Below are 12,225 nucleotides of genomic sequence, written 5' to 3' on the forward strand. Positions count from 1 at the left end.
CCGGTTTCCTTGAGGTGTCCGTGGAATTGATCGTGCTGGGCGTCGTCCTGTTCCTCATCTGGGCGTGGTACGACGAAAAGAAACGCAAGGAGGCCGAAGCCCTGGCCCAAGCCCAAGCGGAGGCCCAAGCCCAAGCGGAGGCCGCCCGACTTGCCCGCATCAATGATCCCGCCTGGGTGGGAATCGAACTCGCCCGTACGACACGGGAAGGTGACCCTCAGAAGGTCCAGGGATTAATCGAACAATTACCCGCGTGGCCAACACGGAAACCGCTACTCCGTGCGGCTGAATGGCTGGCAGTGCTGACGCATAGCGCCGGTGTTGCGGATGCGGCGGGAGTGGAGAAGGAGTTCACCGACAGATTGCGAGCCCATGTCGAGAGCGCGTTGACCGCGCTCAACGCTGTGATGGTCAAGCTGATCTCGCTCACTCGTCTCGGGCACGAATGGAAGAGACTGGGCAATGAGCCGCGCCGGTCACTAAAGGACGACGCTCAACAGCTAGACAAGATCAGCGTGGCGGCGGCTGCGGTGCACCGTGAGCTGACTGAAGCCATAGCGAGAGGCGGACGGGGAAGCGGCGCCCAGGCCCTCTCAGCGGAGCAGAACCTGCGCGGGCTGGCCAACGCGATCCAGAAGCTCTCTCAGCGTAATCAGTCGTGAACCACGGAGCCGGGGACTAGCTAGGAAGCGAGAGAGAAATGACAGGAGATCAGAGCAACCTTCCGGCGCGGGTCGGGGAGGTATTGGGCATCGCAGAGCGCGCCGTCACCTTCCTCCAGACATTGGAGGAAGGTACAGCCCGGCCCCAGCAGTACGGACCGCAACCCAATGCCGCGATCGCACGGTGGAAAGCATTGGAAGACGAGTTGCGTGCGCAACTCATCCGGGAAACGTGCGACAACGAACTCCTCAGCCTACAGATATCGGATGCCTCCAAGTCCGAGCGGGAGCTGCGGCAGTTGGTGTCCCCCGTGGCCCGAAAGGCCAAGAGCCCGGCCGATCTGCCGCCCGAGGCTCGAGTAGCTTTGCTGAAGGCGCGCCGTCTACGCAAGGACATAGACGCGTGGCAGACCGCGTTGCTGGAATCCGATGAAATCGTTCGCACCTGCAGAGAAGTTGAAGCTTTCATGCGTGAATCCCGAGCTGACCTTGAACGATTCACGGAATCCCTGGAAAGACGACTTCGAATAGCGGAAACCCGAGGTGCGCTGGCCCGCATTGCTGACCAACTCCGAATTCTCGACACGTCGGTACGAAAGGACGGGGCCGCGCACGTACGAGACATCGAGGCCAAGAGGGTAGCTCAATTCAAAGAGGCCATGCGAAATGAGGACATGCAGATGCTGAATTTGCGGGGTCAGAACGCGGATGCGGAGGTAGAGGAGGAGTTGCGGCGGTTGCAGCAGGGGCCGCAGTGACCAGGGCATTGCATGAAGCGGGTTCGCCGGATGTGTCCGCGGGCTCGGCGGGTGGTGACGCAGCGTGTGCGTAGTCGCTGGTTCGTGGCGTTGCGGAATCCGAAAGCGTTGCGGGCGACGAGCTTGATCACGCGGTTGATGCCCTCGCTTTTGGCGTTGCTGTGGCCGGTGTCGATGAACGACGCGATCTCGGGCCACCAGCGGTCGACGGTGGTCGCCAGGGTGCGGACTTCGGGGATGTCGGAGTCCGCGCACCAGGTCAGGAACTTCCAACGGTCCAGGCCGACTTGGTGACGGCTTGCGCCGGTGCGGGCCAGGGCCAGGAGGTTGCGCAGGGACTCCTTGGCGATCCATGCGGTCAGCAGCGTCTGTCCGATCTGCCCCTCGTCGAGCAGGGGATTCCACATCCGTGCGAACTGCTCGTCGGTGAGGTCTTCCCGGTTGCGCAGCAGGCGGCGTCGGGCCTTCCATTCCGGATCGCTGGCCCGTCCGCGCCGCCCGCGCACCTGGGCGGTGGTCCGGCGCCGCACCAGGGAGAGCATCTTGTTGGTGAGCTGGACGACGTGGAAGTGGTCGACGACCACGATGGCGTCCGGAAGACCGGTGTGTACGGCGGCCCGGTAGGTGGCCGACATGTCGATGGCGACATATCGGATGCGCTTCTTCCACTCCAGCGGCGTGGTGGCGAGCCAGGCCAGGACGTCGGCGACGGTGCGGCCCTCGACCTGGCCGAGCAGCCCACCGTTTCCGAGGGCGTCGACGAACCCGGTGTGCCAGCGATCCCGCGTCAGCCGCCACTTGCCGGTGTCGGGGTCCTGTTCCCACTTCGTCTTGCCCCGCCGGGTCTCGTCGATGCCCAACACCCCGACCTCGGGCAGCGGCGCTTGGACGACCTCGTGGGCCACTGTCCGGAAGGCATCCATCACGGTCGGCCAGGACAGATGCAGATCGCGGGTGGCCGGAATGACCGTGGAGCCAGCATCCCGTATCCGACGCCCGGCCGTACTCCGTAGCCTCTCCGTCAGCCGGGCGCCGGCCGGGATCTGCGGGATCTGCTCGGTGAACGACGCGCGAGGACAAGCCGGCTCGCGGCAGAACCAGCGCCGCTTGTGCCAGAAGAACTCCAACCCGCGCTCCCCGTAAGGGAGATCACGGGGCCGGGTGGTGGCGGATCCCTTCACCCGGGATGCGAGGACCCCGCAGGCCGGGCAGGCCCGGGCCGAGACATCCGCCGTGGCCAGGTGGACCCGGCGGCCACCGTCCTCGCACCGCTCGACCCGCATGACGGACACCCCGTCGAGGTCCAGCAGCAACGTCGTATCGTTGACCAAGCCCGTGGCTCCCCAGTGATCATTCTGCGTAGAGAATAGAAATGATCAACCAGGACCACGGGCGCCCTGCATCCAGGGTCGACAACAGCCCCGCTCATCACAGCCTGTGACGAACAGTCAGCACGTATCCGACGCGCACCGCTCAAGTTCGAAGACCCGTTATGCGCCCCAACCGGTCACAACCCGACCAGCCGCACGACCCCGGAACTTGCAACCGCCCTGCAACAGGGCCTCCCGGAACGCTCGGAATGGGGTCGCACCCCCGAGCTACCAGGAGGCCCTGCCTTCATGCGCGTACGGCCGGAAGATCACCCGACCAGGAACTCCGTTCGACCTGCAGGTTTCAAGATCGGTTGAGATGCGGCTTCTCACTGCAAGCGACGCCTCACCGACCTCGACTGAACCCACCACCCCGTTGATCCGTCAGATCACGAAGTACGACTGGAGTACTGGGCCACGAAGAGCACCCTGCGCTACGCCCAGCGCCACCCCGAACTCCTCATCGGTTTCCTGGCCGGAACCGGCCTGGAACTTGTCGCCCCCGCGTCAGCCCGTAGTCAGAGATCAGCATCAGCGGGGGTCTCGTCACGCGATCAGCCGTGGACGGTCTGCTTCACACCGTCCTTGGTGGTGATGTCCACGGACATACGCCACCTCGTACGCTTGCCGACCGTGACGGTGACCGTGTCCGCGAATTTTCTGCCGTGCAAATCCTTCGCCTTGATGCGGGCGCCGAACGTGGCGCTGTCGTCGCAGCCACCGACCTCGGCGCTGAGGCCGGTTCCGCTAGTGACAGTGAGACCGCCAGGTCCGAGACAGTCGTAGCGGACGCCTAGTTCGGCGATCCGGTCAGCAGAAACAGGAAGTTTGACCGTCCCGGGTCCGAGATGGCCCGGCGTCTCCTTTCCGCTGTCAGGACGGTCCGGATCAGACACCAGCACTGATTTCGACGGGCTGCCCACAGGAGCTCGATTTCCCCCTCCCCCACACCCGGCGGCCAGGATGACGATGACTGGCAGTACGGCCAGATGTCTTCTGCGCATCAGCTCTTTCCGTGCCAGGTTTCGCGACCCTTGTAGACCAGCCGCGCTGATCCACTGCGCAGCACCTTGGTGGTGCAGTTGGGCTGCGTCTGGTTGTAGTTCCACTTCGTGTACTTGACCTTCACACCCGCGTGCAGGTAACCGTGCCTCATGTTGTTCGGCACCTTCCACGACCACGTGTAGGTCGAGCTGTTCGTCCACTGCCATGCGAAGTGGTAGTCGAACGACGCCGACGCCTTGACGAAGACCACCTTCGCTTCGCCCGAGATCGATCCGCCCACGGTGGACGTCGTCGTCTTTCCCTTGTGGAAGGTGATGCTGATTGTCGTACCGCTGTCGCCGCCGGAACGGGGTTCCAGGTCCCGGTAGTAATTGTGACTGCCGGAAAAATCGTAGCCCTTGGTCATCGGGCAACTCATGGGCACAGCGGCGGACGCAGGTGTGGAGCTGATGACGGCCAGTGCCGCTGCGACACAGCCTGCCGACATGATTCGCGAAATTCGGCGCACGCGTTCCCCTCGGTTTTCTTTGGTCGACAACGGCCTCTACAGCCGCCGAGGAGAGACCCTAGCGCCAACTCCTACCTCCGTTCGCACGGTTGAGCGAAACCTGAGGTGCGGCGACAGGCGGGACCGGGTCGCCCGTTCGGGTGCTGGTGCCCCAGTACTCCAGTTGCACTTGGCGATCTGACGGATCATCTGGGTGAAGGGTTCAGTCGAGGTCGGTGTGACGTCGCTTGCAGTGAGAAGCCGTGGCGGTCACGCTTTTCGGCTCTGGCTCAATTTCTGGATGCTGTTGGTGATCTTCACGCGGTGAGGTGAAGTCTGCCGGCTGTCCGTGAGTCGATGTTCTCGTGGTGCTGCACTGGTGCTTGAGCGGCCGTACAGGCTGGCTCGGCACCATCATGATCCCCGGCCCCCGGTTCTCCCGCCCCGGTGCTCTGGGAAGCTTCCGAGCCCGCCCCGGGATCGCAAACAGGCACGGATTAGCGCCTGTCTGATGGGTCGTGGTGCGGGAGATGAGCCGCAGGTCAGTGCAGGTCTACCTGGAAGGCGTGACGGTGATCGGCGGGGCAGGTGAAGATGCGCAAGTCTCCCCACCGGCCGACGACAACCCCTGTCTCGTCGTCGCTGGCCACGGTGAACAGGAGCGTCATGGCCGTGCCACAGTCACCGCAGGGAAAGACTGTGGGGTGCGTCAGGTGCCAGGTTGGCCAGCCGCCGAGTTTCCAGCCGGCGAGGCGGGTGATGGCGTCACCGCCGTCGCCGGTCTCGCGGACCAGTTCCTCCAGCCGCGGACGGATTTCTGCAGGCAGCTCGTCACGGAAAGGGAAGTCGGTCACGCGCTCAGCGGTGATGGCGCACGCCTGCGGCAGGTAACCGTCCTCGTTATACCGCGAGGGTGACGGCGGAGTCGTCAATCGACTGATCACGTCAGCGGCCCGACGCCATCGCACCTCAAACACAGGGCTGATGTCGGCCTGCTGGGCCGGAGGATCCCAGTGTTCATTGGGACACCAAAGGATCTGCAAGAGGTCGATGCCGACGGGCCACCAGGGTCCTGGCGCGTCGCGCCGGAAGATCTGTGCGACCGGCACCATGGCCGCGGCAGGCACGCCGACAGGGCTGTTCTGGTCGGGCAACGAGCACTCGGGCCATGGTTCGTCACTCGGCCACAGCAGTGGTCCGCCGATCGAACTGTTCCGGCAGTCCGGCTTTGCCCGCTCGGGATGGAGTATGACTGCGTCGCGCGCGTGGGGAGCGAGTTCGGGAAGCACGGCGAGCAGCGCTTCGATTGTCGGTCTGGGGGTGCGGGTCATCATGCCTCCGGCCAGCGGGTCGTAGATCGCTCGCAGCGTAGAGGCCAGCTGTGACAGCCGTTCCCACTCGCGGATCATGAGCGGAGCCACAGTCGGATCGCGGCAGCGGTGACGGTGCCGTGAAAGAGGTATGCCCGCTTCTCGTACCTGGTCGCTACTGCCCGGAAGCCCTTGAGCGCAAGCATGGTTCGCTCCAGTTCAGGATGAGTACGCCCTCCCCCCTGTCCCCGCCAAGATGGTCGGGCCGGGGTGCGCGGGTGGCCGCGGGGGACGCGGCCGGTCGGCTGCGCCCCGGGCCGGCTGCCTGGCGGAAAGGCGACAGGATCCCGGTCATGCCTGGAAAGTGGCTATGTCGAGGCGGACTGTCACCGGATGTGCCTGCTCCCGTACAGTCCGTGGTGCCAATGCTCCGTTACGGCCACGCACAGCGGTTGACCAGGAGAAGAATCATGGACCCCGAAGCCAGTCTCGACTCCCTTGCGCACGTTCCCGGAACGGGGCGGCCGGTCCCGGAAGCCGAGCTTGGACTCGTGCAGCGGTGGCGTTCGGGGGGAGGTGAACTGGTCGAGCTGCTGTCCCAGGTGCGAGAGCGGTTCGGCAGCATCGCCGCGTTCCGCCTCGGGCCGGCCCCCACCGTTCTCGTCACCGACCCGCAGGCGGTCCAGCACGTGCTCGCCCGGCACCCCGAGCGGTACGTCAAGCGCTCCCACCGCGCCCGTCTGCTGATCGGCGACGGAGTCCTCGCCGCCACCGGCGCGGCGTGGAAGCGCCAACGCCGCTTGTTGCAGTCCCAGTTCACCGGTACCGGGATGCGCCGCTACGAACAGCGGATCACTGAGGCTGCCCGGACCGCCGCCGGGCGCTGGGGCGGGTACGCCCGTACCGGGCAAACCCTCGATGTCGGGCGGGAGATGCGCCGCTTCGCCCTGGACGCCATCTGGCGCTCTCTTACCGGGCACCCCCTCGATGACGGGACCGAGCGCGAACTGGCCGCCGTGGCAGCCGTGGCGGCCGCCCTTCCGACGCTGCCCGCTGATGTCACCGACGCCCAGGACGCCGTTGCCGCCGATCTCGCCCGGATCGATGCGGTCGCCCGGCATGCCATCGAGGCCGCCCGCGGCGGGGCCGTCGGCCCCGACGGCCCGGGCCTGCTACACGTCCTTATCGACGCCGCCAACGAGCGCCCCGAGTACACCGACCGGCTGATCCGCGACGAGCTGGTCACGTTGCTCGTGGCTGGGCACGAGACCACCGCCACCACCCTGACCTGGCTCTACCTGCTCCTCGACCGGTACCCCGCCGCCCGCGAACAAGCTCTCGCCGCAGGCGACGAAGGTTCGGCGCAACGCCGCCAGGCCATCCAGGCTCTGGTCCACGAGACGCTCCGGCTCTACCCGTCCGCCTGGATCCTGCCCCGCCACGCCACCGAGGACGACACCCTCGCCGGCTACACCGTCGAGGCGGGCACCGACATCCTGATCTGCCCGTACCTCACGCACCGCGATCCTGACCTGTGGCCGGACCCGGAGCACTTCGACCCTCGGCGCTTCATCACCCCGGCCGGCCGGCCTGCCCACCCGGGCGCCTACTTCCCCTTCGGCATCGGTCCCCGCGCCTGCCTCGGTCTGCAATTCGCGCTCCGCGAATCGACGGTCCTGCTCGAACACCTGCTGCCAGTCCACACCCTGGCCTTCTCCTCCACCCCCACGAAGGCGGCGTACGGCATCACCGTCCGCCCCGACGGCCCCACCCCCGCGACCTTGGAACCGCCACGCACCTGAAGTGGCCCATGCCGGGAACGGCACGGAGGACGGGCAGCACATCCTCACAGGAGACGGAAAGAGCCCAGCGAGAGGCCGCTACTACGCGTAGTGAATGCCAACGGCATTGCGGATGTGCCAATCCGTTGTCAATGAAGCGGCTTCACTGACAACGGAGTTGCGGATCCTAGAACAGCGGAGTGCCAGCGGAGGGCCAACGGCTGCGCTGTTGACGCCGAGGTAGCCGTTCGCGCCGAGAGGGTCGAGGGAGCCGAGCCAGTGCTCTTCGTTGTCTGCCAGGTACTCGTGCAACGTTCGCCAAGAAGGTGGCGCAGGGCCTGAAGTGTGAGAACCAGCTGTCGTCGTTCATGCGGCCGGACGGCCGCACCGGGAGCACGCCTTGCCGAAGAGCGCGCATGCGACGGGAGCGCAGGATCAGCAGCCAGGTCCGGCCGCAGGGCGTGCGCTGAGGCCGGTCCATATGCGGAGTGTTACGTTCCATTTACCTTGCCGTGGAGAGCGCGGGGGGCTTTGAGCCGGTATCGTCCGCCGCTGCACCGCACGTCTCCCGAGCCTCTACACTCTGCGCCCATGTCTTGGCACCCCCAGCACGACAACGGTGCGTACGGCGCAAGTGGCGCCAATGGCGCGTACGACGCGAACCAGGTGAGCTTCGCGGACGGCGCGCCTGACGTGTACGCCGGGAACGTCCCATACCAGGACGGCGGCGGCACTCAGGGCCTGCCGGTCGTCTACCACCCGTACGGCGACAGGCCCCAGGCCTATGACGGATACGGGGATCCGGCGACGGCGCACGGGTGGCAGGAGCCGGCGGCGACCGGTCACGGGGTTGCGCCCGGCGATGCCTACCGCCACCCGCAGGGCGGGTACGTTGACCGTCACGATGCGTACGAGGGCGGCTTCGGCACCCACGCGGGGGCCCACGGCACCCACGAGACCGACTATGGGGCCTACGGCACCGAGCACGAGCACATATACCGCGACGAAGGACGCACCTACGGCTCCAACGACGACCAGGACGACGCCGGGCACGACGACGGCTCGGTCTTCGTCGATGCATCGGGCCGCCGCAGTCAGCTGATCCGCCGCGCGGCCTTCGCTGTCGCGGCGGTCTGCTTTGTCTTCTTGGCCGTCGTCATCGCCGGATTCTTCAGTTCGGTGCCCTCGGGCGGCTCGCTGCCCTGGAGCCAGGAGCAGAACCAGAAGCACAATCAGGAGCAGGACGGCCCGACGAAAACCACGGACCAGCCCGGCTCGAACGACGGACCCACCGCCGATCCGTCCGTCACGCCCGGGGAGTCAGCGGTCCCGAGCCCTTCGGCGAGCGCCGCCAAGACCGGTGGCGAGACCGAGGAACCCGCCACCGAGGCGCCCACGACCACCGCCGCCTCCACCACGAGCGCGCCGGGCAAGGGGAATTCCGGCGACAACCCAGGCCGCGGCCAGGGATCGACCAGGGGACCCAGGTGAGCCACCCTCAACGCAACACGGGAACGTACCGTTCCAGCGGCAGCAGCCATTCCCCACGCACCAAGCGCTCGGCCCGGTCGTCTGAGGTGACCCGCTCGCAGCAGACGGCACGGCCTGCCAGAACCAACCGGCATGCCCTGCGGCGCGACCCACGCGCCCACTGGTTGCTGCTTCTGCTCACGCTCGCGGTCGCCGCCACTGCGCTGCTGTTCAGCGGTTACGGGCGGCACGAGATAGCGCCCACCGCCGCCCCCGCACATCACTGCACCGCCGCCGCCCCCTCGGAGGTACGCACGGGCGGCCCCGTGCTGAGCGAGGCCGGCGGAAAGCTGCAGAGCGCACACCTGCCCGCCGGGAGGGCAGCCCTGACCTACGACGGCGGTCCTGATCCCGCCTGGACCCCGCGCCTGCTCGACATCCTGGACAAGCATCATGTCAAGGCCACGTTCTTCGTCTCCGGAACCCAGGTGGCCACCCACCCGGACCTCGTGCGCAGGATCCGCGACGAGGGCCACCAGATCGGGTCGCACACCTACACCGACGCCGACCTCGCCCAGGTCTCGGCGACCCGCGCGCGGTTCGAGCTCGCCGTCACTCAGAACACCCTCGCCGGCGCCGCCGGCCTCGGCACCCGCCTGGTGCGGCTGCCGCACACCGGGGACACCGCGTCACTGTGCGCCGACCAATGGACAGCCGGGCGGCGCGCGATCGACGACGGCTACATCCTGGTTGCCGCAGATGCCCTCGACCGGAGCCCGAAGCAGGGTGTGATCCGCCAGTTCACCGGCTCGCGGGAAGCCGTCGACGCCACCGAGAGAATCCTGGCGTCCCCGCCGCACGGCGTGCGGTTCACCACCGTCGGGGCGGCGCTCCGGATGCCCGGCGTCAGCTACCCCGTCTCGGAGGCCACCGAGGCGAAGGGCACCGCCGTTGTGTGGGCCCAGACCCTGTCCCGGGGCTTCGCAGACGCCACGACGTGGCTGCTGGTGGCCGCGGCAGTGATCTCCCTGGGGCGCCTCGTGCTGCTGTTCACGGTCGCCCGTCTGCATGTGCGCCGCAGCCGCGGGAAACGGCGTCGCGGCAACCGGCTGCCGCGGGTCGACGAACCGGTCACCGTGATCGTGCCGGCGTACAACGAGGAGGCCGGCATCGAGGCGACCCTGCGCTCGCTGCTCGCGTCCACGCACCCGTACATCCAGATCATCGTGGTCGACGACGGATCGAGCGACCGCACCTTCGAGATCGCCGAGTCGGTCCGGGAGGAAGATCCGCGGGTGATGGTGGTGCGCCAGCCCAACGCGGGCAAGGCGGCAGCCCTCAACACCGGTCTGTCCTGGGCGCATTTCGACATCCTGGTGATGATCGACGGCGACACGGTCTTCGAGCCAGAGGCGATCCGCAACCTGATACAGCCGCTCGCCGACCCGCGCGTCGGCGCGGTCAGCGGCAACACGAAGGTCGGCAACCGGCAGGGCATACTGGGCCGTTGGCAGCACCTCGAGTACGTCATCGGCTTCAACCTCGACCGCCGTATGTTCGACGTACTCGAATGCATGCCGACCGTGCCGGGAGCCATCGGAGCCTTCCGCCGCCGGGCGCTGATGGACGTCGACGGGGTCAGCGAGGACACCCTTGCCGAGGACACCGATCTGACGATGGCGCTGTGCCGCGCGGGCTGGCGGGTCGTGTACGAGGAGTCGGCGATCGCGTGGACGGAGGCGCCGTCCACCGTCCGGCAGCTCTGGAGGCAGCGCTACCGCTGGTGCTACGGCACTCTCCAGGCGATGTGGAAGCACCGCAGGTCGCTGTTCGAGGCGGGGCAGGCGGGCAAGCTCGGCCGCCGCGGACTGACCTATCTCGCCATATTCCAGACGCTGTTGCCGTTGCTCGCTCCGCTCGTCGACGTGTTCGCTGTGTACGGGCTGCTGTTCCAGAGCGCCGCCAAGGCCGGGGCCGTATGGCTCGGCTTCACGGCCGTGCAGGTGCTCGGCGCCCTGTACGCACTCCGCCTCGACAAGGAGAAGTTCGAACCGCTGTGGACCCTGCCACTGCAGATCTTCGTCTACCGGCAGCTCATGTACCTCGTGGTGGTGCAGTCGGTTGTCACGGCGCTGCTGGGCAGCAGGCTGCGCTGGCACCGGATGCAGCGCACCGGCTCGGCGACGGACGCGCTGCGGCGGCAGCCGGCCTGAAGTGGCAGAGCCCAGGCGGGCGCAGCTACGTGAACCGCAGCGAGCCGCCCCGCCCCCAGCGCCGCCGCGTCGACCGCGACGCGCACTGAGCCAGGTTCAGCATCACGAACGACTCCGCCCATTGGGCGGGGTTGTTACGCGTTCCGGGCACGCCGCCCTGGCAGCCGTATCGCCGGGCATACAAGAGCCCCCGCCGACGGGGGAGGCGGCGGGGGCTGCAATCAGTGTGGCAGGTGCACACCGGCAGCGCGTTCGGTTTGCCGCGATTGTCGCCGCTCGCCTCAGAGGTCGTTAAGTCCGTTTCTAGTAGTGGTCTTGCGCGGTTGGGTGAGGAAGCCTTGGCGTTCGAGGCGGCTGCGGGTGACGTTCATGTCTGGGCCGTCGGTGGGCAGGACAAGTAGTCGTGCCGTTCGCAGACCTTGAATGTCTGGTCGGGGGTGCTGGTTGAAGGCATGCACGATCTGCTGGTAGGCGGTGCCTTGGTTGTGAGGGCCGGACCGTGATCGGATATTCGGTGTTCTGTCCGCCCCATGAGGACACAAGATGGTACGCATGACTTTGGCCACCCCCATACTGCACACCGCTCGCCTGCGACTGCGACCCTTCACCGACGCCGACGCGGACCCCCTGTTCGCGCTGCACAGCAGCACCTACGTGATGCGCTACTGGGACTCCCCGCCGTGGACCGACCGGGCCCGCGCCGAGCGTTTCATCGCGATGTGCCGGACGATGGCGGACGAAGGCACCGGGGCGCGGGTGGCCATCGACCGTGCTTCTGACGGGGCCTTCGTCGGCTGGTGCGTTCTGGCCGAATGGAACCCGGACTACCGCAGCGCGTCGTTGGGCTACTGCCTCGCCGAGGCGATGTGGGGCCACGGCTACGCGACGGAGGCGGCACACGCCCTGCTGCAGTGGGCATTCGACACACTGGACCTGAATCGAATCCAGGCCGAGACCGACACGCGCAACGTGGCATCTGCCCGGGTCCTGGAGAAGATCGGATTCATGCATGAAGGGACATTGCGGGAAGACTGCGTCGTGAACGGCGAAGTGTCCGACTCGTGGGTGTTCGGATTGATCAGGCGAGAGTGGCGGCCGTCGGCTGTGCCGATTCCAGCCCACGCAAAGCGGCGCTAAGCCCGTTTCTGGTAGAGACCGCGGCCGGGTTG

General features: G+C 67.0%; 10 protein-coding genes and 1 pseudogene. 6 read left to right on the plus strand and 5 right to left on the minus strand.

From position 1 onward, the window contains the following. Positions 1-20 precede the first annotated feature (20 nt). A complete protein-coding gene (locus OG729_RS01950; RefSeq protein WP_405803842.1) occupies positions 21-662 on the plus strand; it encodes a hypothetical protein in 642 nt (213 codons plus the stop codon). Between the two features lie 38 nt (positions 663-700). Further along, the gene (locus tag OG729_RS01955; protein ID WP_405803843.1) at positions 701-1,420 is read left to right on the plus strand and encodes a hypothetical protein; all 720 of its coding nucleotides are present in this window, start codon (positions 701-703) and stop codon (positions 1,418-1,420) included. Here the strand turns inward: OG729_RS01955 and OG729_RS01960 are convergent. From OG729_RS01960 to OG729_RS01980, 5 genes and pseudogenes are all read right to left on the minus strand, one after another. Beyond that, a complete protein-coding gene (locus tag OG729_RS01960) occupies positions 1,360-2,751 on the minus strand; it encodes an ISL3 family transposase (protein ID WP_405803845.1) in 1,392 nt (463 codons plus the stop codon). The two genes, OG729_RS01955 and OG729_RS01960, sit on opposite strands and share 61 nt — an antisense overlap. Positions 2,752-3,344: 593 nt before the next feature. Beyond that, the gene (locus OG729_RS01965) at positions 3,345-3,686 is read right to left on the minus strand and encodes a hypothetical protein (RefSeq protein ID WP_147467569.1); all 342 of its coding nucleotides are present in this window, start codon (positions 3,684-3,686) and stop codon (positions 3,345-3,347) included. 107 nt (positions 3,687-3,793) lie between these two features. Beyond that, positions 3,794-4,201, minus strand: a complete 408-nt coding sequence (locus tag OG729_RS01970) for a hypothetical protein (RefSeq protein WP_360869468.1) — start codon at positions 4,199-4,201, stop codon at positions 3,794-3,796. A 623-nt stretch (positions 4,202-4,824) separates the two neighbouring features. Then, positions 4,825-5,691: a hypothetical protein gene (locus OG729_RS01975; RefSeq protein ID WP_405803847.1), complete on the minus strand. Its 867-nt coding sequence runs from the start codon at positions 5,689-5,691 to the stop codon at positions 4,825-4,827. Further along, positions 5,688-5,843: pseudogene (locus OG729_RS01980) on the minus strand (IS5/IS1182 family transposase); the annotation flags it as partial. The pseudogene OG729_RS01980 and the gene OG729_RS01975, both read right to left, overlap by 4 nt. A gap of 219 nt (positions 5,844-6,062) precedes the next feature. Between OG729_RS01980 and OG729_RS01985 the strand changes: the two are divergent. From OG729_RS01985 to OG729_RS02000, 4 genes are all read left to right on the plus strand, one after another. Then, positions 6,063-7,394, plus strand: coding sequence for a cytochrome P450 (locus OG729_RS01985; protein WP_405803848.1), 1,332 nt, complete (start codon positions 6,063-6,065; stop codon positions 7,392-7,394). Between the two features lie 570 nt (positions 7,395-7,964). After that, entirely contained in the window at positions 7,965-8,864 is a 900-nt protein-coding gene (locus tag OG729_RS01990) for a hypothetical protein (protein WP_405803849.1), read from the plus strand. 86 nt (positions 8,865-8,950) lie between these two features. After that, on the plus strand, positions 8,951-11,056 hold the full coding sequence (locus OG729_RS01995; protein WP_405803851.1) for a bifunctional polysaccharide deacetylase/glycosyltransferase family 2 protein: 2,106 nt from the start codon (positions 8,951-8,953) through the stop codon (positions 11,054-11,056). A gap of 552 nt (positions 11,057-11,608) precedes the next feature. Then, the gene (locus OG729_RS02000; RefSeq protein ID WP_405803853.1) at positions 11,609-12,193 is read left to right on the plus strand and encodes a GNAT family N-acetyltransferase; all 585 of its coding nucleotides are present in this window, start codon (positions 11,609-11,611) and stop codon (positions 12,191-12,193) included. Positions 12,194-12,225 lie beyond the last annotated feature (32 nt).

The sequence above is a fragment of the Streptomyces sp. NBC_00210 genome, from assembly GCF_045160975.1.
GTDB lineage: Bacteria > Actinomycetota > Actinomycetes > Streptomycetales > Streptomycetaceae > Streptomyces.

Coding starts and splice junctions, on each gene's coding strand:
- OG729_RS01990 (WP_405803849.1), top strand. CDS start 7,965: ATGTCTTGGCACCCCCAGCACGACAACGGTGCGTACGGCGCAAGTGGC.
- OG729_RS01985 (WP_405803848.1), top strand. CDS start 6,063: ATGGACCCCGAAGCCAGTCTCGACTCCCTTGCGCACGTTCCCGGAACG.
- OG729_RS01975 (WP_405803847.1), bottom strand. CDS start 5,691: ATGATCCGCGAGTGGGAACGGCTGTCACAGCTGGCCTCTACGCTGCGA.
- OG729_RS01970 (WP_360869468.1), bottom strand. CDS start 4,201: ATGACCAAGGGCTACGATTTTTCCGGCAGTCACAATTACTACCGGGAC.
- OG729_RS02000 (WP_405803853.1), top strand. CDS start 11,609: ATGACTTTGGCCACCCCCATACTGCACACCGCTCGCCTGCGACTGCGA.
- OG729_RS01955 (WP_405803843.1), top strand. CDS start 701: ATGACAGGAGATCAGAGCAACCTTCCGGCGCGGGTCGGGGAGGTATTG.